The organism is Geodermatophilus sp. URMC 60 (assembly GCF_053502585.1).
In genome coordinates this window covers 2930561-2954555 of the sequence record NZ_CP199958.1, presented here as the reverse complement: position 1 = coordinate 2954555, position 23995 = coordinate 2930561, and the positions used below count along the sequence as shown (strand labels likewise).

21 protein-coding genes are annotated in these 23995 nt (G+C 75.0%); 3 read left to right on the top strand and 18 right to left on the bottom strand.

The window, feature by feature from the left end; genetic code table 11:
- Window positions 1-55: 55 nt before the first annotated feature.
- The 3 genes from ACWIX3_RS14075 (at window position 56) to ACWIX3_RS14065 (ending at window position 3489) form a co-directional block, all read left to right on the top strand.
- Window positions 56-1441 carry an ABC transporter substrate-binding protein gene (locus tag ACWIX3_RS14075; protein WP_448607975.1) on the top strand — a complete coding sequence of 462 codons (1386 nt, stop codon included), beginning with the start codon at window positions 56-58 and terminating at the stop codon, window positions 1439-1441.
- A gap of 138 nt (window positions 1442-1579) precedes the next feature.
- The gene (locus tag ACWIX3_RS14070; protein WP_448607974.1) at window positions 1580-2569 is read left to right on the top strand and encodes a carbohydrate ABC transporter permease; all 990 of its coding nucleotides are present in this window, start codon (window positions 1580-1582) and stop codon (window positions 2567-2569) included.
- A complete protein-coding gene (locus tag ACWIX3_RS14065) occupies window positions 2566-3489 on the top strand; it encodes a carbohydrate ABC transporter permease (RefSeq protein ID WP_448607973.1) in 924 nt (307 codons plus the stop codon). The genes ACWIX3_RS14070 and ACWIX3_RS14065 overlap by 4 nt, the downstream gene beginning before the upstream one ends.
- A gap of 99 nt (window positions 3490-3588) precedes the next feature.
- Here the strand turns inward: ACWIX3_RS14065 and ACWIX3_RS14060 are convergent, their stop codons facing one another.
- From ACWIX3_RS14060 to mraZ, 18 genes are all read right to left on the bottom strand, one after another.
- Complete coding sequence (locus ACWIX3_RS14060) at window positions 3589-4314, bottom strand: DivIVA domain-containing protein (RefSeq protein WP_448607972.1); 726 nt, start codon at window positions 4312-4314, stop codon at window positions 3589-3591.
- 103 nt (window positions 4315-4417) lie between these two features.
- On the bottom strand, window positions 4418-4717 hold the full coding sequence (locus ACWIX3_RS14055) for a YggT family protein (protein WP_091382909.1): 300 nt from the start codon (window positions 4715-4717) through the stop codon (window positions 4418-4420).
- A gap of 55 nt (window positions 4718-4772) precedes the next feature.
- The gene (locus ACWIX3_RS14050) at window positions 4773-5573 is read right to left on the bottom strand and encodes a cell division protein SepF (RefSeq protein WP_448607971.1); all 801 of its coding nucleotides are present in this window, start codon (window positions 5571-5573) and stop codon (window positions 4773-4775) included.
- 68 nt (window positions 5574-5641) lie between these two features.
- Entirely contained in the window at window positions 5642-6346 is a 705-nt protein-coding gene (locus tag ACWIX3_RS14045) for a YggS family pyridoxal phosphate-dependent enzyme (protein WP_448607970.1), read from the bottom strand.
- A 216-nt stretch (window positions 6347-6562) separates the two neighbouring features.
- The gene (pgeF, locus tag ACWIX3_RS14040) at window positions 6563-7294 is read right to left on the bottom strand and encodes a peptidoglycan editing factor PgeF (RefSeq protein WP_448607969.1); all 732 of its coding nucleotides are present in this window, start codon (window positions 7292-7294) and stop codon (window positions 6563-6565) included.
- 79 nt (window positions 7295-7373) lie between these two features.
- Window positions 7374-8666 carry a cell division protein FtsZ gene (ftsZ, locus tag ACWIX3_RS14035; RefSeq protein ID WP_448607968.1) on the bottom strand — a complete coding sequence of 431 codons (1293 nt, stop codon included), beginning with the start codon at window positions 8664-8666 and terminating at the stop codon, window positions 7374-7376.
- Between the two features lie 358 nt (window positions 8667-9024).
- On the bottom strand, window positions 9025-9609 hold the full coding sequence (locus ACWIX3_RS14030; protein ID WP_448607967.1) for a peroxidase-related enzyme: 585 nt from the start codon (window positions 9607-9609) through the stop codon (window positions 9025-9027).
- Between the two features lie 136 nt (window positions 9610-9745).
- Window positions 9746-10567: a cell division protein FtsQ/DivIB gene (locus ACWIX3_RS14025; protein WP_448607966.1), complete on the bottom strand. Its 822-nt coding sequence runs from the start codon at window positions 10565-10567 to the stop codon at window positions 9746-9748.
- Window positions 10564-12021, bottom strand: coding sequence for a UDP-N-acetylmuramate--L-alanine ligase (gene murC, locus ACWIX3_RS14020; protein ID WP_448607965.1), 1458 nt, complete (start codon window positions 12019-12021; stop codon window positions 10564-10566). Before murC ends, ACWIX3_RS14025 begins: the two co-directional genes overlap by 4 nt.
- Window positions 12018-13115, bottom strand: a complete 1098-nt coding sequence (gene murG, locus ACWIX3_RS14015) for an undecaprenyldiphospho-muramoylpentapeptide beta-N-acetylglucosaminyltransferase (RefSeq protein ID WP_448607964.1) — start codon at window positions 13113-13115, stop codon at window positions 12018-12020. The genes murC and murG overlap by 4 nt, the downstream gene beginning before the upstream one ends.
- Window positions 13112-14539 carry a putative lipid II flippase FtsW gene (gene ftsW / locus ACWIX3_RS14010; protein WP_448607963.1) on the bottom strand — a complete coding sequence of 476 codons (1428 nt, stop codon included), beginning with the start codon at window positions 14537-14539 and terminating at the stop codon, window positions 13112-13114. The genes murG and ftsW overlap by 4 nt, the downstream gene beginning before the upstream one ends.
- A gap of 265 nt (window positions 14540-14804) precedes the next feature.
- Window positions 14805-15884, bottom strand: a complete 1080-nt coding sequence (gene mraY, locus ACWIX3_RS14005) for a phospho-N-acetylmuramoyl-pentapeptide-transferase (RefSeq protein ID WP_448607962.1) — start codon at window positions 15882-15884, stop codon at window positions 14805-14807.
- Complete coding sequence (locus tag ACWIX3_RS14000; RefSeq protein ID WP_448607961.1) at window positions 15881-17386, bottom strand: UDP-N-acetylmuramoyl-tripeptide--D-alanyl-D-alanine ligase; 1506 nt, start codon at window positions 17384-17386, stop codon at window positions 15881-15883. The genes mraY and ACWIX3_RS14000 overlap by 4 nt, the downstream gene beginning before the upstream one ends.
- Window positions 17387-17459: 73 nt before the next feature.
- Window positions 17460-19031, bottom strand: coding sequence for a UDP-N-acetylmuramoyl-L-alanyl-D-glutamate--2,6-diaminopimelate ligase (locus tag ACWIX3_RS13995; RefSeq protein ID WP_448607960.1), 1572 nt, complete (start codon window positions 19029-19031; stop codon window positions 17460-17462).
- A 141-nt stretch (window positions 19032-19172) separates the two neighbouring features.
- Window positions 19173-20999: a peptidoglycan D,D-transpeptidase FtsI family protein gene (locus tag ACWIX3_RS13990; protein WP_448607959.1), complete on the bottom strand. Its 1827-nt coding sequence runs from the start codon at window positions 20997-20999 to the stop codon at window positions 19173-19175.
- Between the two features lie 2 nt (window positions 21000-21001).
- Window positions 21002-21481, bottom strand: a complete 480-nt coding sequence (locus ACWIX3_RS13985) for a hypothetical protein (RefSeq protein ID WP_448607958.1) — start codon at window positions 21479-21481, stop codon at window positions 21002-21004.
- A gap of 412 nt (window positions 21482-21893) precedes the next feature.
- Window positions 21894-22886: a 16S rRNA (cytosine(1402)-N(4))-methyltransferase RsmH gene (rsmH, locus tag ACWIX3_RS13980; protein WP_448607957.1), complete on the bottom strand. Its 993-nt coding sequence runs from the start codon at window positions 22884-22886 to the stop codon at window positions 21894-21896.
- A 435-nt stretch (window positions 22887-23321) separates the two neighbouring features.
- Window positions 23322-23756, bottom strand: a complete 435-nt coding sequence (gene mraZ, locus ACWIX3_RS13975; RefSeq protein ID WP_448607956.1) for a division/cell wall cluster transcriptional repressor MraZ — start codon at window positions 23754-23756, stop codon at window positions 23322-23324.
- Window positions 23757-23995 lie beyond the last annotated feature (239 nt).

Here is a 23995-nt window from a genome sequence, read left to right as displayed (position 1 = left end):
CCCACGCGGAGCTAGGCAGTGCGGCGGCGACGCCGCGGGAGTCCGGAGGGAACAGATGAACATGCGTGCGAGAGGCCGGCGCTCGACGGCCCTGGCCGGTGGCCTGGGTGTGGCGCTGGTGCTCGCCGGCTGCGGGGCGAGCGAGACCAGCGGCGGCGGCGGTGAGGGTGGTGGGACCGCTGAGGTCTCCGACCTGACCCTCGACTGCGCCCCCTACGAGGAGTTCGGGGACCTCGAGGGTGAGACGGTCAGCGTCTACACCTCGATCGTCGACCCCGAGGACCAGCCGCACATCGACTCCTACGTGCCCTTCGAGGAGTGCACGGGCATCGACGTGCAGTACGAGGGCTCGCGTGAGTTCGAGGCCCAGCTGGTCGTGCGCGTCCAGAGCGGCAACGCGCCCGACATCGCCTTCATCCCGCAGCCGGGCCTGCTCGCCACCCTGGTCGGCCAGGGCGCCGTCGTCCCCGCGCCGGCCCAGGTCGAGGCGAACGTCGACGAGTTCTTCGACGAGAGCTGGAAGGCCTACGGCACCGTGGACGGCGAGTTCTACGCCGCCCCGCTCGGCGCCAACGCCAAGTCCTTCGTCTGGTACTCGCCGTCGGCCTTCGCCGAGGCCGGTTACGAGGTCCCGCAGACGTGGGACGAGATGATCGCGCTGTCCGAGCGGATCGCCGGCAGCGGCGCCAAGCCGTGGTGCGCGGGCATCAACTCCGGTGACGCCACCGGCTGGCCGGCCACCGACTGGCTGGAGGACGTCGTCCTGCGGTCGGCCGGGCCCGAGGTCTACGACCAGTGGGTCAACCACCAGATCCCCTTCAACGACCCGCAGATCGTCGAGGCGCTCGACACCGTCGGCGGCATCCTGAAGAACCCCGCCTACGTCAACGGCGGCCTCGGCGAGGTGCAGTCCATCGCCTCCACCGCGTTCAGCGAGGCCGGTCTGCCCATCCTCGACGGCAGCTGCTGGATGCACCGGCAGGCGTCCTTCTACCAGGCGAACTGGCCGGAGGGCACCGAGGTCTCCGAGGACGGCGACGTCTTCGCCTTCCCGCTGCCCCCCATCGACGGCGAGGGGGCCGCTCCGGTCCTCGGCGGTGGCGAGTTCACCGCCGCGTTCAACGACCGGCCGGCGACCCAGGCGCTGCAGACCTACCTGTCCTCGGACGAGTGGGCCAACCTCAAGGCCCAGGTCTCCGGCCCCGGCTGGGTCAGCGCCAACACCGGCCTGGACGTCGAGAACCTGACCTCGCCGGTCGACCGGCTCGCCGCCGAGCTGTTCCAGGACCCCGCGGCGGTGTTCCGCTTCGACGGCTCGGACCTGATGCCCGGTGAGATCGGTGCCGGGGCGTTGTGGACCGAGCTGACCAACTGGATCGCCAACGACAAGCCGACCCAGCAGGTCCTGACCGACGTCGAGAACGCCTGGCCGGCGTCCTGACCACCGCGGTCGGGGCAGCTCCGCGCTGACCGCGACCGCACCGCCCACCCACGGAGGCCGGGGGGCCACAGCGCCGCTGCACACCGCAGCGGCCGCTGCGGCCCCCCGGCGTCCCGCTTCCGGAGGAGGTCCGCTGCGGTGCAGTGGTTCCTGGACGCGAGCACCACCGGGCACAAGCTGGCCCTCATGGTGGTCGCCATCCTGCTGTTCGCCGCCGTGCTGGGGGCGCTCCTGTTCGCGGTCGACCGCCCCAGGCGGATCCCCAACTGGGTCGTCGCGGCCGGCTTCCTCGGCCCCACGGTCCTGCTGCTGCTGGTGGGCCTGGTCTACCCCGCCCTGGCGACCGTCCGCGGCTCGTTCTACAACCGGGACGGCTCGGAGTTCGTGGGCCTGGACAACTACGCCACCGTCTTCACCGAGGACAACTTCCAGACCGTCCTGGTCAACACCGCCCTGTGGGTGGTCCTGGTCCCCCTGGTGACCACCGGCCTCGGGCTGGTCTACGCCTACCTGGTCGACCGCACCCGCTTCGAGTCGCTGGCCAAGGCCCTGGTGTTCCTGCCCATGGCGATCTCCATGGTCGGCGCCTCGGTGATCTGGAAGTTCGTCTACGAGTACCGCCCGGACCAGCCCGGCGTGCGCCAGATCGGGCTGCTCAACCAGCTGCTGGTCCTCGTCGGGCTGGAGCCGCAGCAGTTCCTGCTCAACGCGCCGTCCAACACCTTCTACCTGATCGTCGTGATGATCTGGATCCAGGCCGGCTTCGCGATGACGGTCCTGTCGGCGGCCATCAAGGCCATCCCCGACGACGTCGTCGAGGCCGCCCGGCTCGACGGGGTCAGCGGCCTGCAGATGTTCCGCTACGTCACCGTGCCCAGCATCCGTCCGGCGCTGGTCGTCGTCCTCACGACGGTCGCGATCACCACGCTCAAGGTCTTCGACGTGGTCCGGACGATGACCGGTGGCCAGTTCGGCACGAGCGTCGTGGCCAACGAGTTCTACGTCCAGGCCTTCCGCCAGTTCAACTTCGGGCTGGGCGCCGCCCTCGCGGTGCTGCTGTTCGTCCTCGTCATCCCCATCGTCGTCTACAACGTCCGCCAGCTGCGCCTGGCCGAGGAGATCCGATGACCACGACGACCCCGGTCATCGCGCCGGCGCCGCCGGACGAGCGCAGGCTCACCCGCGCCGAGCGCCGGGCCGTGGCCGCGAAGACGAAGCTCAGCTCCCCCGCCGCGTCGGCCATCGCGCTGCTGATCGCCGCGCTGTGGACGGTGCCGACCCTCGGCCTGTTCGTCACGTCCTTCCGGCCGGAGCTCGACATCCGCCGCTCGGGCTGGTGGACGGCGCTGTCGGACCCGCAGTTCACGGTCGACAACTACAACGAGGTGCTCTACGGCGGCGGGACGAACTTCGCGACCCTGTTCGTCAACTCGCTGGTCATCACGCTGCCGGCGGTCGTCATCCCGATCACCCTGGCCCTGCTGGCTGCCTACGCGTTCGCCTGGATCGACTTCCCCGGGCGCGGCATCCTCTTCGTCGCCGTCTTCGCGCTGCAGGTGGTGCCCATCCAGGTGACGCTCATCCCGCTGCTGAGCATCTACGTCGACACCGGCCTGGCCGGGTCGTTCTGGACGGTTTGGCTGTCGCACTCGATCTTCGCGCTGCCCCTGGCGGTCTTCCTCCTGCACAACTTCATGAAGGAGATCCCGGCCTCGCTGGTGGAGGCGGCGCGCATGGACGGCGCCGGCCACGTGAAGATCTTCTTCCAGGTGCTGCTGCCGCTGCTGACCCCGGCGATCGCCGCGTTCGGCGTCTTCCAGTTCCTGTGGGTGTGGAACGACCTGCTGGTCGCGCTCACCTTCGCCGGCGGCGCCCCCGACGTCGTCCCGCTGACCGTGCGGGTGGCGGAGCTCGCGGGCACCCGGGGCTCGGACTGGTACCTGCTGGCCGCAGGCGCCTTCGTGTCGATCGTGCTGCCGCTGGCCGTGTTCCTCGGCCTGCAGCGCTACTTCGTCCGGGGCCTGCTGGCGGGCAGCGTCAAGGGCTGAGAACGCACGAGAGGGGCCCCCGGACGTCGTCCGGGGGCCCCTCTCGTGTGCCGGCGGCCCCGCCCCGAGCCTGCGTGCGGTGGGAGCAGGGGTCCTTCTTCAGGCGCTGGCGTGCTGGTTCTGCCGGCTGTTGGACGCCGGCTCCGCCGAGCCGCGGCTGTCGAGGTCGCGCAGGTGCGACTCGAGGTAGGAGCGCAGCCGGGTGCGGTACTCGCGCTCGAAGGTGCGCAGCTCCTCGATCTTGCGCTCCAGGGTGCTGCGCTTCTCCTCCAGGGAGCCCATGACCTCGTTGTGCCGGCGCTCGGCGTCCTGGTCGAGGGCGGCGGCCTTGGCGCGGGCCTCGCGCTCCATCGTGTCGGCGCGGGTGCGGGCGTCACCGATCATCGAGTCGGCGCGCATCTTGGCCTCGCTGACCATCTGCTCGCTCTTGGCCCGCGCGTCGGTGACCATCCGCTCGCTGTTGGTCTTGGCCGCGACGACCATCTGGTCGGCCTGGGCCTTGGCCTCGTTGACGTACTTGTCGGCCGTCTCGGTGGCCAGGGCGAGCATCCGCGACGCGCGGGCGCTGTCGTCCTCACGCACGGGGGCCGGCGGGGGCGGCGGCGCGGCAACCGGCGCCGGGGCCGGCTCGGGCGCCTCGACGGCGCGCGGGGTGCGACCGGTCGCGGAGCTCGAACGCAGCTCGTTGTTCTCCTCGATGAGCCGGGCCAGCTCGGCCTCCACGACGTCGAGGAAGGCGTCCACCTCGTCCTCGTCGTAGCCCCGCTTGCCGATGGGGGGCTTCTTGAAGACGACGTTGTGCACGTCGGCAGGCGTGAGTGGCATCGACTTCACCTCGGGTCGGACAACGGGAACAGGGACGACGTCGGACGAGCGGCGGACGACTCGGACCGGCCCCCGGAGCCACTGCCCCGGTCGGGGGCGACGGTCACGCGGCGGCGAGCGCGAGGCTGTCCACGATGCCACGCAGGATGTACACGGCGATCAGGAGCACCATAAACGCGAGGTCCAGCCGGATCGACCCCAGGTTCAGGGGTGGGATCACCTTCCGGATGGCCTTGAGGGGCGGGTCGGTCGTCGCGTAGACGACCTCGAGACCCGCCGCCACCAGCCCGGACGGACGCCAGCTGCGGGCCAGCACCATGACCCAGTCGACGACGAACCGTGCGAAGAGCAGGACGAGGAAGACGAGCAGGACCGACGAGAGGATGTTCCAGAAGAGAGCCACGGTCCTCGCTCGTCCAAGGGCACCCGGGGTGCCGGTCCGGTCCTGCTGCCAGGCCTCAGGACTCGGCGGTGAAACCACCCTCGCGGATCCGCGCCTTGTCCTCGGGCGTCACGTCGACGTCCCGCGGGCTGAGCAGGAACACCTTGTTCGTGACGCGCTCGATGCTACCGCGCAGCCCGAACGACAGACCCGCAGCGAAGTCCACGAGCCGCTTGGCGTCGGCGTCGTCCATCTCGGTGAGGTTCATGATCACCGGCTTGCCGTCGCGGAAGCTCTCACCGATCTGGCGGGCCTCGTTGTACGTGCGCGGGTGCAGCGTGGTGATCCGGTAGGGCTGCGGCGCCGGGGCAGGGGCGGGCGCCGGGGCCGGCTCGGGCGCGGCGGCGACCGGCTCGCGGACGGCGAGGCCCGCCGCGCCCACGGGGCCGGACACGGCGGTCGCGGGGCTGGGCACCGACGCGGCAGCGGACAGCCCGCCGAGGCGGGAGGCGCTGGCACCGTTCGGGGTGGGCGCCAGGCCCAGGTTGCGGTTCGCCGCGGGACGCCTCGGCAGCGCGAGCGGCTCCGGGTCCGGCGTCGGCGGCAGGTCGGCGTCGAGGTCGGCGAAGCGCTCGTCGGCCCGGTAGTCGCCGTCGCGGTAGTCGGGCTCGTAGCGGTCCGCGACCTCGTAGCGGTCGTCGTACCCGGCGTCGGCGGCATAGCCGTCCTCGGGGGCGTAGCGGGAGTACCGACGCTCCTCGAGGCGGTCGTAGTGGTCGGCGTCCGCGTGGCGGGCGTCGTACCGGCCGTAGGCCCGGGCGTCGTCGTCCTCCACGAGCCCGAGGTAGATGCCCATCTTGCGCATGGCTCCGGCCATCAGCCCTGCCCCTCTTCCGTACGCGCGCGTGGTCACCCGGGCTCCTGGGACCCGTGTGACTGGTGTGACTAGTCCTGCCGGGAGGGTAGGGGCCGCGTCCCGAACAGCGCGGTTCCGACACGCAGGAGGGTGCTGCCGGCCGCGACCGCCTCCTCGAGGTCGGCGCTCATCCCGGCGGAGAGGTCGCACGCTCCCGGGTGGTCGGCCCGGACCCGTTCGGCGAGCGCGGCCAGCCGCGCGAAGGCCGGGCCGGGTGCTGCGTCGCGCGGGGCGACCGCCATGAGACCGCGCAGGACGAGCCCCTCCTCGGCCGCGACCGCGTCGGCCAGCGCCGGGACGTCGGTCGGGTCGGCCCCGCCGCGGGCGGCCAGTTCTCCCTCCGGCCCGCCGAGGTCGACCTGGAGGAACACCTCGACCGGTCGGCCCCTCTCGAGGCCGGCCCGGGCCAGCGTCCGGGCGAGCGAGATGCGGTCGACGGAGTGGACGACGGCGCCGAGGCGGGCGACCGCCGCGGCCTTGTTGCGCTGCAGCTGGCCGATGAAGTGCCAGCGCAGCGGCAGGTCGGCCAACTCGGCGGCCTTGCCGGCGAGCTCCTGGGCGCGGTTCTCCCCGAAATCGGCCTGGCCGAGTGCGGCGAGCTCCCGGACGGCGGCCGCGGGCCAGGTCTTGCTCACCGCGAGCAGGCCCACCTCGGCGGGGTCCCGTCCGGCGGCGCGCGCCGCGGCGGCGATGCGGTCGCGTACTGCCTGCAGGCGGTCGGCCGGAGAGGTCACGCGACGATCATCCCCGCCCCGCGCTGGCCCACGGCCCCGGTCGGCCGCGTCGGTGACGTGCTGGATCGGGCCCTCGTGCAGGGGCCTGCCACGGCCCCGTCCAGAGGCTCGCCGGGGCCTGTTCCCGGCACCGCCCCGAGCTCGCGAAGGGTGGGGGGAACGGCGTCCTCCCACGGGAGGACGGGGTCGTCCTCCCGTGGGGAGCAGGAGGGTCCGTCACCCGATCCAGGTGACGCCGGCCTGGCGGCCGGTGACGCCGTCGCGGCGGTGGGAGAAGAGGAAGCGGTCCTCGACGGTGCACCGCGGGTCGTGCACGACCTGCCCGACGCCGGCGCCGCGCAGCACCTCGGCCAGCCCGGCACGCAGGTCCAGCCCCGGCGTCCCCGTGCGGGTGCGCACCGCCGCAGCGGCGGCGACCCGGGCCACCTCGGCCTGCATCGCCCGCGGCACCTCGTAGCAGGCGCCGCAGACGGCCGGGCCGAGCAGCGCGGTGACGTCGGCGGGGCGGCTGCCCAGTTCCGCCATGGCGGTCAGCGTGGCGGGGACGACGCCGGCGCGCACGCCCTCCCGCCCGGCGTGCACCGCGGCCACGACGCCCGTGACGGAGTCGGCGAGCAGCACCGGGACGCAGTCGGCGACCAGCACGCACAGCACCAGCCCGGGCGTGCGGGTGACGACGGCGTCGGTCCCCTCCAGCGGGCCCTCGACCGGCCCGTCGACGACGGCGACCCGCGTGCCGTGGACCTGGTCCAGCCACACCAGCCGGTCGGCGGCGACGCCGAGCTCGCGCGCCAGCCGCTCCCGGTTGGCGGCGACGGCGACCGGGTCGTCGCCGACGTGCACGCCGAGGTTGAACGAGTCGTACGGAGGAACGGACCGCCCGCCCCGCCGGTCGGTGACGACCCGCCTGGGTCGCACCGCCGGCGGTGCGTCCGGGACAGAACTCACGCGGACGACGCTACCGGGCTCGGCCTCGCTGCGAGGACCCGCGCCGAGCTCGCGAGGTGCGGGAGGCAGCGGGGTCCTCCTACTGGCGCAGGAACTCCGGGATGTCGAGCTCTTCCTCGAAGTCCTCGTTGGACAGCGGACGCCGGCCCGCGGCGGCGTTGCCGTTGGCGTTCGCGCCGGGCACGGGCGGCAGCGGCGGCACGGTGATCCCGCCACCGGTGGCCGGACGGCCGGGCACCTGGGACGTCGACGGCGGGTTGGACTGCGCCTGCGCCGGCTGCGCCGAGCCGACCAGTCGCTCCCCCGTCGGGACGCCGCCGACCGGCGGCGGCTGCACCACCGGCATCCGCGGCGTCGCCGGTGGGGCCACCGGCGCGGCGGCCGGGACCGACGCGATCCCGGCGTCCCCCCTGCGGCCCTGCGGCTTGCCGCCGTCGAAGCCGGCGGCGATGACGGTGACCCGCACCTCGTCACCGAGGGCGTCGTCGATGACCGCACCGAAGATGATGTTGGCGTCGGCGTGCGCGGCGTCGGAGACCAGCGAGGCGGCCTCGTTGATCTCGAACAGGCCGAGGTCCGAGCCGCCGGAGATCGACAGCAGCACGCCGTGGGCGCCCTCCATCGACGCCTCGAGCAGCGGGCTGGCGATCGCCTGCTCGGCGGCGAGCAGCGCGCGGTTGTCGCCGCGGGCGCTGCCGATACCCATGAGCGCCGACCCGGCCCCGGACATGACCGACTTGACGTCGGCGAAGTCGAGGTTGATCAGGCCCGGGGTGGTGATCAGGTCGGTGATGCCCTGTACACCGGAGAGCAGGACCTGGTCGGCGGTGCGGAAGGCGTCCATGACGCTGACGTTCCGGTCGCCGAGCTGCAGCAGCCGGTCGTTCGGGATGACGATGAGCGTGTCGCACTCGTTGCGCAGCTCCTCGATGCCCGACTCGGCCTGCACGGCCCGCCGCTTGCCCTCGAAGGAGAACGGGCGGGTGACCACGCCGATGGTCAGGGCGCCGAGCTTGCGGGCGATCGAGGCGACGACGGGCGCGCCGCCGGTGCCGGTGCCGCCGCCCTCGCCGGCGGTCACGAAGACCATGTCGGCGCCCTTGAGCACCTCCTCGATCTCCTCGCGGTGGTCCTCGGCGGCCTGGCGGCCGACGTCGGGCTGCGCGCCCGCGCCGAGCCCGCGGGTGAGCTCGCGGCCGACGTCGAGCTTGACGTCCGCGTCACTCATCAGCAGCGCCTGGGCGTCGGTGTTGATGGCGATGAACTCGACCCCCTTGAGGCCGACCTCGATCATGCGATTGACCGCGTTCACGCCGCCGCCGCCGATGCCGACGACCTTGATGACCGCGAGGTAGTTGTGCGGAGGTGTCATGTGGGGCTCCCGACCTCGACCCTCATCCTCAAGTAAAGCCTTATAGTTATGTCAACTGGGTCGACGCGCACGAAGTTAGGTGGGCGTTCACGGGCGCTACAAGCACCCTCCCGGGACCGGCGTGTCGAGACGGTGTTTGCACACGGATCTCGGGCGACCCACTGGTCACATCCGCACCACCGTCGGTGACGACCCGCCTGGCAGGTGTCTCAGGTGCCGGTCGAGGGCCGTGACATGCCCGGCGCCGGGAATCGATGAAGTGATCTGAGGTGTCGGGCGTGTCGCGGCGCCGCGCGTGTCGTCGCCGGGTACCACCGGACACGCCCCGGCACCGGACGGCGACCCAGCGCAGTCCCCGCTACTGCCGGGGGACCCGCCCCATCAGGAAGAACTCCTCGTTCGGCGGGATCGCCGCCCAGTGCGCCAGCCGGTTGGACAGGGCGAACAGCGACACGATCGCCCCGACGTCCCACACGTCGTCCTCGGTCAGGCCGTGGTCGCGCAGCCGGTCGAGGTCGGCGGCCGTGACCGCCACCGGCTCCACCGCCAGCCGGACGGCCACCTCCAGCACCGCGCGCAGCCGCTCGGACACCGGCGCCTTGCGCCAGTCGACGGCGACCTGGTCGGCCAGGTACGGGTCGCGGGCGCGGATCCGCGCGATGGCCCCGTGCGCGACCACGCAGTACAGGCAGTCGTTGGCCGCGCTGGTGGCGACCACGACCAGCTCCCGGTCGGCCGTGGACAGCCCCGGGGTGTCCTTGTCCATGAGCGCGTCGTGCAGTGCGAAGAAGGCCGCCGCCTCGGCCGGGCGCCAGGCCAGCGCGGCGAAGACGTTGGGCAGGAAGCCCGACCGCTCCTCGACGGCGGCGTAGCGCTCGCGCAGCTGCTCGGGCAGCTCGTCGCGCGGGGGGACGGGGAAGCGGCTGGCCGGCCCGGTGCTCACTCCGCCACCCTCTCCCACCGGACCTGCCCCGGCCACCCTTCGCAGGCCCCGCCGGCCTCGTCCCGGGCACGCCCTGAGCCTGCGGAGGGTGGGGAGGACGGGGTCCTCCCACGGGGCACGCGGGGCAAGGGGGTCCTCACCGGAGGACGACCGCCGCCGGGGTGCTGACGTCGATGGTGTCGGCGGGCTCGAGCGCCCCACGGTGCAGCTGCTCGAGCAGCGCCACCAGCGCGTCGGCCTTGTCGCCGGCATGCTCGTCGCTCCCCCACAGCACGGTGGTGCCGTCCTCCAGGGTGAGGGAGACGTCCTCGGGGCTGGTCGCCCGGGCGCCGGTGACGTCGCCGCGGACGTCGTCGGGCAGCGCGGCCAGGGCCGACACCGCCGCGCGGGTGGCGCGGTCGTCGGGGCCGGGATCGGCCACGTCGAGGGGCACCACGCCGACCGGCGGCTCGCCGGTGACCGTGTCGAAGAGGACCCCGTCGGCGTCGACCAGAGAGCGGGTGCCGGACTCCTCCACCACCGCGACCGGCACCCGTTCCACCACGGTGACGACGACGCTGCGCGGCCAGCCGCGGGTCACCTCGACGGCGGCCACCTGCGGCAGCCGGGCGACGCGTGCCTCTGCGGCGTCGACGTCGACCCGCAGCAGCGGCGTCCCCTCGTCGATGCCGGCGACGTCGACGACCTCGGCGGCGGTCAACGTGCCGGCGCCGTCCACCCGCACGGAGGAGACGGCCAGCACGGGACTCCCCCACAGCAGCCAGGCCGAGAGGCCCAGCACGGCGACGAGCACGCCGCCGCGCACGAGCAGCCGTCGCCGGCGGGCGACCGGGGTGTCCCGCTGCGGCCCCCGGCGGGCCACCACGGCCGGACGGCGGCGGGGACGCGCCTCGACGCCGGCCCGGGAGGACCCCCCGCCGCGGGCGCGGTCGCTGGTGGTCGTCCCCGAGCGGCTCACCGCGCGGTGTCCCCCGTGCCGTCGGCCTCCGGCGCCAACCGGCCTCGCAGCGCCTCGAGCACCTCGGGACCGACCATCGAGACGTTGCCCGCGCCCATGGTGATCACCAGGTCGCCGGGCTGCGCGCGCTCGGCCAGCGCCGGCGCCGCGGCCGACCAGGACGGCTCGAAGTGCACCCGCCCCGCCGGCAGGGCGACCGCGTCGGCCACCATCGCGCCGGTCACGCCGGGGACCGGGTCCTCGCGGGCGCCGTAGACGTCCATGACCACGACCTCGTCGGCCAGACCGAGCGCCGTGCCGAACGCGGTGGCGAACTCCTGGGTGCGGCTGTACAGGTGCGGTTGGAAGGCCACGACCACCCGGCCGGTGCCGGCCACCGCCCGCGCCGCGCGCAGCTGGGCCTCCACCTCGGTCGGGTGGTGGGCGTAGTCGTCGTAGACCCGGACCCCGCCGACGCTGCCCTTGAGCTCGAAGCGCCGGTGGACCCCGCCGAAGCGGCCGAGACCGGCGATCAGGGCCTCGGCGGGCAGGCCGAGCTCCAGCCCGGCCAGCAGCGCGGCGGCGCTGTTGCGGGCCATGTGCTCGCCGGGCACGCGGATCGACACCCGGCCGAGCACCTCGCTGTCGAGGACCGCGGTCCAGGCGGTCGTCTCCGGGCCGACCTCGACGTCGACCAGCCGCAGGTCGCTGTCCTCGGCGGTGCCGTAGGTGCGCACGCGGGCCGGGGTGGGCACGCTGCGCAGGCGGGCCGAACCGGGGTCGTCGGCGCACAGCACGACGAAGCCGGCCGGGTCCAGCGTCTGCAGGAACCGGTCGAAGGCGGCCTCCACGGCGGCGAGGTCGCCGTAGTTGTCCAGGTGGTCGGCCTCGACGTTGGTGACGATCGCGCCGTGCGGCGCCAGCAGCAGGAACGAGCGGTCGCTCTCGTCCGCCTCGGCGACGAAGACGTCGCCCTTGCCGGCGTGCGCGTTGCTGCCCGACTCGTTGAGGTCCCCGCCGATGGCGAAGGAGGGATCCGCGCCGCAGGCCTGGACCGCCACCGTGAGCATCGAGGTGGTCGAGGTCTTCCCGTGCGTGCCGGCCACCGCGACGCTGCGCTTGCCGGCCATCACCGCGGCCAGCGCCACCGCACGCGGCAGCACCCGCAGGTCCCGCTCGCGGGCGGCGACCAGCTCGGGGTTGTCGTCGCGGATCGCGGTGGAGACGACGACGGTGTCGGCGTCCCCCAGGTTCGCCGGGTCGTGGCCGAGCTCCACCCGAGCGCCCAGCGCGCGCAGGGCCAGCAGCGTCGGGGTGTCGCGGCGGTCGCTGCCGGAGACCCGGACGCCGCGGGCCAGCAGGATGCGCGCGACGCCGCTCATCCCGGCCCCGCCGATGCCGACGAAGTGCACGGCGCCGAGCTCCTCGAGGCTCGGCACCGGGTCGGCCCACGCGGCCACCGCAGCCGCGCTCACCGGGCCACCTCCAGCACGATGTCGGCCAGGCGGTCGTCGGCGTCGCGGGCGCCGGCGGCCGCGGCGTGCTCGGCGTACCGGACCAGCTCCGCCGGGTCGGTGACCATCGGGATGACGTGCTCCTCGATCCAGGACGGCGACAGGTCGGCGTCGTCCACCAGCAGTCCTCCCCCCGCCTCGACGACGGGCAGGGCGTTGAGCCGCTGCTCGCCGTTGCCGATGGGCAGCGGCACGAACACCGCCGGCAGCCCGACCGCGGAGAGCTCGGCCACGGTGACCGCGCCGGACCGGCACAGGGCCAGGTCGGCGGCGGCGTAGGCGAGGTCCATGCGCTCGAGGTAGTCGACGACGACGTAGGGGGCGTGCCCGGCCGCGCGCGGCGGCACGGTCACGTCGGTGTTCTTGGGGCCGCGGGCGTGCAGCACCTGCACCCCGGCGGAGGTGAGCGCGTCGGCGGCGCCGACGGCGACCCGGTTGAGCGAGGCCGCGCCCTGCGACCCGCCGAAGACCAGCAGCGTGGGGCGGTCGGGGTCCAGGCCGAAGGTGGCGCGGGCCTCGGCGCGGCGGGCGGGGCGGTCCAGCGTGCTGATCGCCGTCCGCAGGGGCATGCCGACGTGCTCGGCGCCGCGCAGGGGCGTGCCGGGCACGGTGACCGCGACCCGCGCGGCGACCCGCGCGCCGATCCGGTTGGCCAGGCCCGGCAGCGCGTTCTGCTCGTGCACGACGACGGGCACCCGTGCCCGTCGGGCGGCCAGGTAGGCCGGCAGCGCCACGTAGCCGCCGAAGCCGACGACGACGTCCGCGGACAGCTCCCGCAGCAGCGCCCGTGTCTCGGACACCGAGCGGACCACCCGGCCGGGCACGCGCAGCAGGTCGACGGTGGGCTTGCGCGGCAGCGGCACCGGCGGGATCAGCCTCAGGTCGTAGCCGCGGGCGGGGACCAGCCGGGTCTCCAGGCCTCGGGCGGTGCCCAGGCAGGTGATCCGCAGACCGCCCTCCATCGCGTCGCGGCGCAGCAGCGCGTCCGCCAGCGCCAGCATCGGCTCGATGTGCCCGCCGGTGCCGCCTCCGGCCAGGACGACGCTCACGCTCATCTCGGCCGCCGCGGGGGGTCGGGCGCGGTCGCCCGGGCCCGGGGCGGCGGCTGTCGGCGGGCCTCGGGCACCCGGCCGCGGGCCTCCGCCGTGCGCCGCTCGCGGGCGGGCACCCGCTCGCGCGGGGTGCGTTCCCCGGGCGGAGCCGGGACGACGCGGGCGACGGTGCGTGCGCCGGGAGCGGCGCGGCGGGCGGGACGCTCGGGAGCTCGGCCGGGGTGCACGTCGGGCCGCTCGGGACGGCGGGCGCGACGCTGGTGCACCGGGTCGACGGCCCGCTCGGGCACCGGCAGCAGCCAGCGGGACAGCCGGCCGCGGTCGGCCCGGCGCAGGTGCTCGACGGCCTCGGGCTCGGAGCGGGCGAAGCGGATGAGCAGGCCCACGATGAACAGGGTGAGCACCAGCGAGGTGCCGCCGGCGGAGACCAGCGGCAACGTCAGGCCGGTGACCGGCAGCAGACCCACCACGTAGCCCATGTTCAGCGCCGCCTGGCCGACCAGCCACACGGTGATCGCCACGCAGGCCAGCTGCACGAACCGGTCGGCCGAGCGCCGCGCGATCCGGAAGCCGGCGTGGGCGAGCACGCCGTAGAGGGTCACCACGACCAGGCAGCCGAGGAAGCCGAGCTCCTCGCCGATGATCGCGAAGATGTAGTCCGACTCGGCCTCGGGCAGCAGGTTCCATTTCATGGCGCTGTTGCCCAGGCCCACGCCCCACAGCCCGCCGGTCGCCAGCGCGTAGAAGCCGCGGATGGCCTGGAAGCCGGTGTCGGAGGGATCGGCGAACGGGTCGAGGAACGAGGTGATCCGCTCCATGCGGTAGGGCGCGACGACGACCATGAGCACGACCGCCCCGACCCCGACGGCGGCGAACCCGGCGAACCAGCGGTGCGGCAGGCCGCCGGCCCACAGGAGGCCGACCAGCACCAGGCCGAGGCTCACGACCCCGCCGAAGTCCGGCTCCAGGATCAGCAGCACCGACAGGACGCAGAACGCCGGTAGCAGCGGCATCAGCAGCGTCCGCACCGTGAGGAATCGGTCTCGGATCGCCAGGATGTGCGCGCCCCACAGCGCGAAGACCAGCTTGGCCAGCTCCGAGGGCTGGAAGTTGGTGAAACCCAGGTCGATCCAGGCGCGGGAGCCGTTGAGTTTCATCCCGATGCCGGGCACGAGCACCGCGACCAGCAGGACCGCGGACACGACCAGGCCGATCGGCGCCCAGCGACGCACGAGGCCGACCGGCAGCCGCACCGCCACCAGCAGCGCGCAGAGGCCGATGACGGCGAAGACGAGCTGGTCGACACCGGGCCGCCAGGCCGGCTGGTCGTTGAGGGCGGCGTCGATGGCCGAGGCGGAGAAGACCATGACCAGGCCGATCGCCAGGAGCATGCCGGCCGCGCCGACGACCAGCTGGAAGCTGGTCATGGGACCGTCGAGCCAGGCCGGCGGCGCGAACCGGCGGACCGGTGTCCTGCGCCCGACCCCCCCGGTCCGGCGCCGCCCGGGAGCGGTCGGGACGGCGGAGGACTCCATCCGGCCATCGTGGCCGCTGGGGCCGGTCTGCCGGCGCACCGTGCGGGCGTGTCGCAGCGGCCTCTCCCCGGTCACGGTGCCTCCCCGCAGGATCGTCGGCACCGGGAACGGCTGTGCCGTGGGCTGTGCCGTGCCACCGGTGCGCTCGCGCGCCCGCTCACAGGCCCGTGGCGGTGAGCCAGTCGGCGTAGAACAGGCCCAGCCCGAAGGCGACCGACATGCCGGTCACCAGCCAGAAGCGGACGATCACCGTGTTCTCGGTCCAGCCGGCCAGCTCGAAGTGGTGGTGCAGCGGCGCCATCCGGAACACCCGGCGCCGGGTGGCCCGGAAGAAGGCGACCTGGATGACCACCGACAGCGTCACCGCGACGAAGAGCCCGCCGAGCACGACCAGCAGCAGCTCGGTGCGGGTGACGACGGCCAGCCCGGCCAGCAGCCCGCCGAGGGCGAGCGAGCCGGTGTCGCCCATGAAGATCCGGGCCGGGCTGGTGTTCCACCACAGGAAGCCCAGACAGGCGCCGAGCCCGGCAGCGGCGACCAGGGTGACGTCGAGCGGGTCCCGGACGGTGTAGCAGCCGTCGAGCAACTCGCTGGTGCAGTCGTGGGTGAACTGCCAGAACGAGATGACCGTGTAGGCGCCGCAGACCATCGCCGAGCAGCCGGCGGCCAGCCCGTCGAGGCCGTCGGTCAGGTTCACGGCGTTCGAGAACCCGGCGATGAACAGGTAGGCCAGCACCACGAAGCCCACCGACCCGAGGAACAGCGGCCCGATGTCCCGGACGTAGGAGACGAACTCCGAGGCCGGGGTGATGCCGGCCTCGTCGGGGAAGTTCAGCGCCAGGACGGCGAAGGCCACGCCGACCACCAGCTGGCCGACCAGCTTGGAGGTCTTGTTCAGCCCCAGGCTGCGCCGGAAGCGGATCTTGAGGTAGTCGTCGAGGAAGCCGACGGTCCCCAGGCCCACCATGAGGAAGAGCACCAGCAGGCCGCTGGCGGAGGGACCGCGGTTGGGCTGGTCGATCAGGAAGAGGTGCGCGATCAGGTAGCCGCCGACCGTCGCCCCGACGATGACGGTGCCGCCCATGGTGGGCGTGCCCTTCTTCGCCAGGTGGCTCTCGGGCCCGTCGTCGCGGATCTCCTGGCCGAAGCCCTTGCGGCGGAACAGGTGCACGGCGACCGGCGTGGCCAGGATGGAGATCACCAGCCCGAACGCGGCCGCGACGAGGATGGACCTCACGCGCCTGCCCCGGCGTCGAGCAGGTCGGCCGCGAGCACCTCGAGCCCGTAGGACCGGCTGGCCTTCACCAGCACGACGTCACCGGGCACCAGCACCTCCGTCAGCAGTTCCCGGGCGGCCGCCCGGTCGGGCACGCGCACGGCGCCCTTGTCCGTGTCGCCGTCCTCGCGGGCGCCCGCGGCGAGCGCCCCGTCGGCTATCCCTACCGCATCGGGCCCGACGGCCACGACCAGGTCCACCCCCGCGGCCACGGCGTCCCGGCCCAGCCGCTCGTGCTCCTCGGCGGCGCCGGGGCCCAGCTCGGCCATCGCACCGAGCACGGCGACCCGCCGCCGGGCGGGCAGCCCGGCCAGCGCGGCCAGCGCGGCGCGCATCGACTCGGGGTTGGCGTTGTAGGCGTCGTTGACGACTGTCACGCCGTCCTCCCGGCGGGTGACCTCCATCCGCCAGCGGCTGCGCGGCACGGCGGCCGACAGCGCGGCGGCGACGTCCTCCGGCGTCATCCCGGCGGCCAGCGCGGCGCCGGCGGCCGACAGCGCGTTGGCGACCTGGTGCGCGCCGACGACCTGCAGCCGCACCGCCGCGCGCGCACCGCCGGCGACGAGCGTGAAGCCGGCGCGGCCGGCCTCGTCGAGGACGACGTCCTCCGCGCGGACGTCGGCGTCGGGCGAGCGGCCGGTGGTGACCACACGGGCCCGGGTCCGCGGCGCCATGCCGATCACCCGCGGGTCGTCGGCGTTGAGGACGGCGGTGCCCTCGGCGGGCAGCGCCTCGACCAGCTCGCCCTTGGCGACGGCGATCCCGTCGGCCGAGCCGAACTCGCCCAGGTGCGCCGAGCCGACGTTGAGGACGACGCCGACGTCGGGGCGGGCCACCCGGCACAGGCGGGCGATGTGTCCCCGCCCGCGCGAGCCCATCTCCAGGACGAGGAAGCGGGTGTCCCCGTCGGCGTCGAGCACGGTGAGCGGCAGGCCGATGTCGTTGTTGTACGAGCCGGGCGGGCTGACAGTGGCGCCCGCCGTGGCCAGCACCTGGCCGAGCAGGTCCTTGGTGCTGGTCTTGCCCGAGGAGCCGGTGATGCCGATGGTGACCAGCCCACCCGCGCCCGACCCCTGTCCTCGCGCCCGACTCCGCGCCCCGGTCCGCTCCTCGCTCGTTCCTCGCTGCGGCGCCCCTCGGGGAACGGCTGTCGTCGGGCCCCCGGCGGCCAGCCGGGTGTGCACCGCGGCGGCCAGCCGGCCGAGTGCGGCGACGGGCTCGTCGACGACCACGCAGGGCAGCGCGTCGTCGGGGCGCGTGGTCAGCGCGGCGACCGCGCCGGCGGCCGCGGCGGCACCGAGGAAGTCGTGGCCGTCGACCCGCTCCCCCGGCACGGCGACGAACAGGTCGCCGGGCGCCACGGCGCGGGAGTCGACGGTGACCTTCCCGGAGACGGTGCCGTCACCGCGGGTCAGCCGGCCACCCACCGCCTCGGCGACCTCGGGCAGGGACAGGGGGATCACGGGGTCTCCTCGGTGGCGCTCGCCGGCCCCGTGCCCCGGGATGCCGTGTCCTCGCACGACCTCGCGAGCTCGGTCACGACGTCGGCTCCGGTCCGGCCGGCGCACGCTGCGCCAGGGCCTCGCGCAGCACGGCGCGGTCGTCGAACGGGTACAGGGTGCCGGCCACGTCCTGGCCGGTCTCGTGGCCCTTGCCGGCCACGAGGACGGCGTCGCCGGGCCGGGCGCGGGCGACGGCGGCGGCGATGGCGGCGCGGCGGTCGCCGATCTCCAGCACGTCGCCGCGCCGGTCCGCGGGGACGCCGGCCAGCATCGCCGCGCGGATGGCGGCCGGCTCCTCCGAGCGGGGGTTGTCGTCGGTGACGACCAGCAGGTGGCTGCCGCGCACCGCCGCCTCCCCCATCGCCGCCCGCTTGCCGGGGTCGCGGTCCCCGCCACAGCCGAGCACGGTGATCACCCTGCCGGAGGTCGAGGCGCGCAGCGCGGCGAGGGCGGTGGCGACCGCGTCGGGGGTGTGCGCGTAGTCGACGACCGCGACGAACGGCTGGCCGGCGTCCACCGGCTCCATCCGGCCGGGCACCACCGTCTCGGCCAGCCCGGTGAGCGCCGTCTCCACCGGCACGCCGACCGCGTCGAGCAGGGCCACCGCGAGGACGGCGTTGGCGACGTTGAACCGGCCCGGCAGCCGCACCCGCGCCGGCCAGGAGCGCCCGCCGGGGCCGGTCAGGGTGAACGCCGTCCCGCCGTCGGGGGCGGGGGCGAGGTCGGCCGCCGTCCAGTCGGCGGCGGCACCCTCGATCGAGACGGTGACCGCGCGGCGGCCGCCGAGCATGCCGGCCAGCCGTCGCCCGTGCGGGTCGTCGACGTCGACCACCTCCACGGCGGCCCGGCCGTCGAAGAGGCGGGCCTTGGCCTGGAAGTAGTCCTCGAGGTCGGCGTGGAAGTCCAGGTGGTCACGGCCGAGGTTGGTGAAGCCGGCCGCGGCGAACGGGATGCCGCCCACGCGGCCGAGCACCAGCGCGTGGCTGGAGACCTCCATGACCACCGTCTGCACGCCGGAGTCGGCCATCCGGGCCAGCAGCGCGTGCAGTGCCGGGGCCTCCGGCGTCGTCCGCACGCTGGGCAGGGTGGTGACCGTCGGCGTCCCGTCGGCAGCGGTGCCCCGGGTGCGGGTCTCCACGGTGCCGACCAGGCCGGTGCCGCGGCCGGCCGCGGCGAGACCCGCCTCGACCAGGTAGCTGGTCGTCGTCTTGCCGTTGGTGCCGGTGATGCCGATGACCTGCAGCCGCCGGGCCGGCTCCCCGTACACCCGCGCGGCGACCGCGCCGAGCAGCCCGCGCGGGTCGTCGACGACGCAGACCGGCAGGCCGGTGGCAACGGCCTCGTCGCGGCCGGAGGGGTCGGTGAGGACGGCGACGGCGCCCCGCGCCGCGGCGTCGGCGGCGTAGCGCGCCCCGTGGGTGCGGGCACCGGGGAGGGCGGCGTAGAGGTCGCCGGGGCCCGCCTCCGCCGACGCGAGGGTCACGCCGGTGACCGCGGTCCCGGCGTCGCCCTGCACGGGCGCGCCGAGCAGGTCGGCGAGGTCGGCGAGGGTCAGCGGGTCGGTCCCCGTCGGCCGGGACGTCGTCCCCCTCCCGCTCTCGCTCACGGGACTCCAATCTACCGGCGGCCCCGTGGCGGCCCGCCGCCCACACGCGGCGGGCGCGCCGCCGTCCGCCACCGTCCCGGTGACGTGCCGGAACGGCCACCCCCCGGGGCCCGCGCCGAGCGTGGGGGGAGGGTGGTCCTCCTACTCCGGGCCGGTCAGCACGAAGTCGGGCCGGGGCGTCCCCGACGGCACGATGCCGTCGGCGGTCAGCGCCTGGCGCATGATGTCGGCGAAGACGGGGGCGGCCACCTGGCCGCCCTCCGCCGAGCTGGTCGGCCGCTCGAGGTCGACGGCGACGACGTACTGCGGGTCGTCGGCCGGGGCGAACCCGACGAAGGTCGTCACGTAGCCGCCGCCGGCATAGCAGTTGCAGTCGGGGTTGGGCCGCTGCGCGGTGCCGGTCTTGCCCGCGACGCGGAAGCCCTCGACCTGCGCGAGCGGAGCGGTGCCGCCCGGCCCCACGACGGCCTCCAGCATCATCGCGACGTCGTCGGCGGTGGCCTCGCTGAGCACCCGGGTGCTCTCCGGCGCCTCGGCCGGCTCGCCGCCGACCGAGGAGACGATGCGGGGCGCGACGCGGACCCCGCCGTTCGCGATCGCCTGGAAGACCGACGCCATCTGCAGCGTGGTGACCGAGACCCCCTGCCCGATCGGCACGTTGGCCGCGCGGCTCTCCGTCCAGTCCGCGGAGTCCTGGAGGATGCCGGCGCTCTCGCCCGGCAGCTCGACGCCGGTGGGGGTGCCCAGCCCGAAGGCCCGCAGGTACTCCTCCAACTTCTCGTTGCCCACCTCGCGGGCCAGCATGATCGTGCCGACGTTGCTCGACTTGGCGAGGATCCCGGTGACCGTCCAGTCGATCGGCGCGTGGTCGTGTGCGTCGCGCACCACGAAGTCCCCCGCCTCGATGTGGCCGTTGACGCTCAGCACGGTGTCCGGCTCGGCCCTGCCCTCCTCGAGGGCCGCGGCGAGGGTGACCGCCTTGAGCACGGAGCCGGGCTCGAACACGCTGGAGACGATCGGGTTGCCCAGCAGGTCCGGGTCGGTCCGCGCGTAGTTGCCGGGGTCGTAGCCGGGGCAGGAGCCCATGGCGGCGACCTGCCCCGTGTGCACGTCGAGGACGACGGAGGAGGCCCGGGTGGTCGCGCCGTCCTCGCAGGCCTCCTGCAGCCGCTGCTCGGTGACGTACTGGAGATCCGCGTCGAGGGTCAGCTCGACCGTGCGGCCGTCGACGGCGGGGGTGGACTCGTCGATGCCCGAGGGGATGGGGTGCCCGCCGCTGCCGACCTCGACCCTCCGCTCCCCCGGCGTGCCGGCCAGCTCCTCGTCGAGGGTCTGCTCGACGCCGGCCAGTCCCCGGCCCTCCCGGCCGGTGAAGCCGACGACCTGGCCGGCGACCGAACCGGCGGGGTAGAGCCGCACCGGGTCGTCCTCGGAGAAGATGCCGGCGAGGCCGAGCTCGTCGATGGCGTCGACGGTCTCCGGCGGCACCTGCGAGGCCAGGATGACGTAGCGGCCGTCCTCGGACAGCAGGTCGGTCAGCTCGGAGACCGGGACGTCGAGCAGCGTGGTCAGCGCCAGGGCGGTGCGGGCGGGGTCGGCGACCAGCGTCGGGTCGGCGGTGATCCGGAAGGCCTCGACGGTGTAGGCCAGTGGGTTGCCGTCGCGGTCGACGACCGAGCCGCGCAACGGGACGATGTCCTGCACGCGGATGCGGTCCTGGGTGGCGGCGAGGGCGTACTGCCCGTTGTCGACGCCCTGCAGCAGCCACAGCTTGCCGGTGATGACCAGCAGCGGGACGACGACGAGGACGAAGCCGACGCTGAACCGACGGGAGCTGGTCCGCAGCGTGCCGGGCACCCGCCGGCTGCCGGGGGCGCGGCGGGAGGTGAAGGCACCGGTGCCGCCGCGCAGCGGGGCGCGGTCGACGGGACGCCGGCGGGGTGCGGGCGGACGGGGTGGGGTGGTCACCGTCAGTCCCCGCCGCCGGCCACGGGTGGCGCGGGGAGCGCCGGGACCTCGCTGGGATCGGGTTCCTCGGCCGGCACGGGCTCGCCGCGCAGGGTGACGCTGTCGTCCTCCCCGACGACCAGGTAGGCGGCCGGGCCGGCGGGCACCAGGCCGGCCGCGCGCGCCTCGCGCGCCAGCTCGGCGGGCGTGCCTCCGGCGATCACCTGCTGCTCCAGGCGCTGCACCTCCTGGGCGCGGTCCTCGTTGGCCGCCGCGAGCTGGGTGGCCTTGAGCGAGTTGACCGCGATGGCGGTGTTGAGGAAGAGCAGCCCCAGCGTGGTGGCGACCAGCATGGTGACGACGAGCAGGACCAAGGGCGCGCGGTGGGCCCCGACCGCGCTGCGCAGGCGGGACGCCGGCGAGCCGGTGGCGGTGCGCGGCGCCGGGGCGGCGGTCGGCGTGGGGCGGGCCGCGGTGCGGCTGCGCAGGGAGCCGGTGCGCACCGGAGCGGTGTGCGCACGGGCGGGACGGGCGGGTGCCGGAGCGGCGGCCCGGGCGGTGCGCACCTCGGGGGCCGGCCGCTCGCCGGTCGTGGGCTGCTCCGCGGTCGACGGCCGTCCGGGGGTACTGCCCGTCGCGTGCGCGGGCGGCCCCGTCCGGAGGCTCGCCGCGGCCCCGTCCCGGGCACCGCCACGAGCTCGCGAGTGGTGGGGGGGACGGGGTCCCCTCACGGCGAGGGGGACGGGGTCCTTCACCAGCGGGGGCGGCGTGCCGCGGCCGGGGCGGCCCTCGGCCGGGTTCCCCGCCGCGCGGGCGGTGGCGCTCATGCGACCTCCTCACCGTCGCTGGTCGGCCGCGTCCGCGGTCCGTGCGTCGTCCGTGTCGTCGGGTGCGGTGCCCGTGCCGCCGCGGCCCTCACGCGGCCCGCCGGATGCGCTCGGCGGCCCGGACGCGGGCCGATGCGGCCCGCGGGTTGGCCGCGACCTCGGTCTCCGTGGGCGCCTCGCCGCCGCGGGTCAGCAGCCGCAGCGTGGGGCTCATCTCGGGCAGGGGCACCGGCAGGCCCGGTGGCGTGCGGTCCACCGCGCCGGCCGCGAGGGTCTGCTTGACGATGCGGTCCTCGAGGGAGTGGAAGGTGAGAACGGCGATGCGGCCGCCGACGGCGAGCGCGTCGAGCGCCGCCGGCAGCGCCCGCTCGAGGACGCCCAGCTCGTCGTTCACCTCGATGCGCAGCGCCTGGAAGGTCCGCTTGGCCGGGTGGCCGCCGGTGCGGCGGGTCGCGGCCGGGATCGAGTCGCGCACCAGGTGCGCCAGCCGCTCGGTGTGCGTGAAGGGGGCGCGCTCGCGCTCCCGGGCGATGGCCTGGGCGATGCGGCTGGCGAAGCGCTCCTCGCCGTAGACGCGCAGCACCCGCGCGAGGTCGGCGGCGGCGTAGGTGTTGACGACGTCGGCGGCGGTGCGCGGGGCCGACGGGTCCATCCGCATGTCCAGCGGGGCGTCGGTGGCGTAGCTGAAGCCGCGGTCGGGGCGGTCGAGCTGCAGCGAGGAGACGCCGAGGTCGAACAGCACCGCCTGCACCTCGTCGAGGCCGAGCCGGTCGAGCACCTCGGGCAGCTCGTCGAAGACGGCGGGGACGACGGTGGACCGCTCGCCGACGCCGGCGTCGGCGAGCCGGCGGGTCGCCTCGGCACGGGCGTCGGGATCGCGGTCGAGGCCCACCAGGCGCAGCCCGGGGTGGGCGCGCAGCAGGGCCAGCGAGTGCCCGGCCAGACCGAGGGTGGCGTCGACGAGGACGGCGCCGTCCGCGGCGCAGGCGGGGGCGAGCAGCTCGGTCACCCGGTCGAGGAGGACCGGCACGTGCACCGTGGACGGAGCCCGCCCTCCCAGCGCCGGCTCGGTGCTGCTCATCGTCGGCGGCTCCTGAACGGGTCGGGGCGCGGGGCCCGTCCATCGTGGGGCTGGGCGGCGGTCGGCGGGCGGAGCGCAGCGGCGTTTCGCCGGAGTTCGCGGAGCGCTGCTGGGGCGGGTGGGGGGCGGTGGGGACCGTGGAACCGCCCGGCCGCCCCGTGGGGTCCCGTGGGGTCCCGGCCCGGGGCAGGCGCCCGACCCGTCCCCCGCGGGGTCCGCCTGGCGCCGGGGAAGTACGTCAGGTGGAGCCCCGCGGGGACGGGTGGGCCCGCGCCGGTGGGGACCGGCTGCGCGCCCGGTGGGCGGTGCGCCTCCTCCGGCGCCGTGGGGATCCGAGCCGCGGGGAAGACGGCTCGGGCCGGTCCGGTCGAGCCGCGGGGAAGTCGGCTCGGTCGGGTGTGGGGCCCGGAGGGTCGGAGGAGCGGGGCGGCGGGGTCAGGAGAGGGTGGGCATCCCCTCGCTCTCCATGTCGGCGTAGCTGGCCTCCTGCTCGGCCACGTAGGCGTCCCAGGTGGCGGCGTCCCAGATCTCGAAACGGGTGTCGACGCCGACGACGACCACGTCGCGGTCCAGGCCGGCGTACTCGCGCAGGTTGGCGGGGATGGTGATGCGGCCGGTCTTGTCCGGCTCGACCTCGACCATCGACCCGAAGCTCATGCGCGCGCGCATGCGGGCGGCGGCGGTGTCCGACGGCGCCATCGAGGCCGCCGCGGCGCTCTGCTCGGCGACCCGGGCCATGGTGAGGCCGTAGATGCAGCGCTCCTGACCCTTCTTGATCACCATGCCGCCGGCCACCTGCTCGCGGAAGCGGACGGGGAGTGCGAGCCGGCCCTTCTCGTCGAGGCGCAACGGGTAGCTGCCGACGAACACCGGATCACCTCCCCCATCGGTCCTCCTCGTGCTCCGGGGCGCCCCCGGGACGGGCCTCGCCTCCCCACCGGGCCACACAGTAACCCACTACGCCCCACCGAACACCACTCGACACCATGTCGTGACCGGTCCTCCCCACGCCCGCTCCCGCAGGTCAGCGGCCCGGAAGCCGGTTCCCGGCACCGGGTGGGGCGCGGTGGGTCGTCGTCCCGTCCTGCCCCACCCCGGGACGCCCCGGT

What these genes read in the sequence shown, in the direction of transcription:
- murG (WP_448607964.1), bottom strand. Translation starts at nt 13,115, where the DNA reads ATGAGCGTGAGCGTCGTCCTGGCCGGAGGCGGCACCGGCGGGCACATC.
- ACWIX3_RS14050 (WP_448607971.1), bottom strand. Translation starts at nt 5,573, where the DNA reads ATGGCCGGAGCCATGCGCAAGATGGGCATCTACCTCGGGCTCGTGGAG.
- ACWIX3_RS14065 (WP_448607973.1), top strand. Translation starts at nt 2,566, where the DNA reads ATGACCACGACGACCCCGGTCATCGCGCCGGCGCCGCCGGACGAGCGC.
- rsmH (WP_448607957.1), bottom strand. Translation starts at nt 22,886, where the DNA reads ATGAGCAGCACCGAGCCGGCGCTGGGAGGGCGGGCTCCGTCCACGGTG.
- ACWIX3_RS14060 (WP_448607972.1), bottom strand. Translation starts at nt 4,314, where the DNA reads ATGCCACTCACGCCTGCCGACGTGCACAACGTCGTCTTCAAGAAGCCC.
- ftsZ (WP_448607968.1), bottom strand. Translation starts at nt 8,666, where the DNA reads ATGACACCTCCGCACAACTACCTCGCGGTCATCAAGGTCGTCGGCATC.
- ftsW (WP_448607963.1), bottom strand. Translation starts at nt 14,539, where the DNA reads ATGACCAGCTTCCAGCTGGTCGTCGGCGCGGCCGGCATGCTCCTGGCG.
- ACWIX3_RS14075 (WP_448607975.1), top strand. Translation starts at nt 56, where the DNA reads ATGAACATGCGTGCGAGAGGCCGGCGCTCGACGGCCCTGGCCGGTGGC.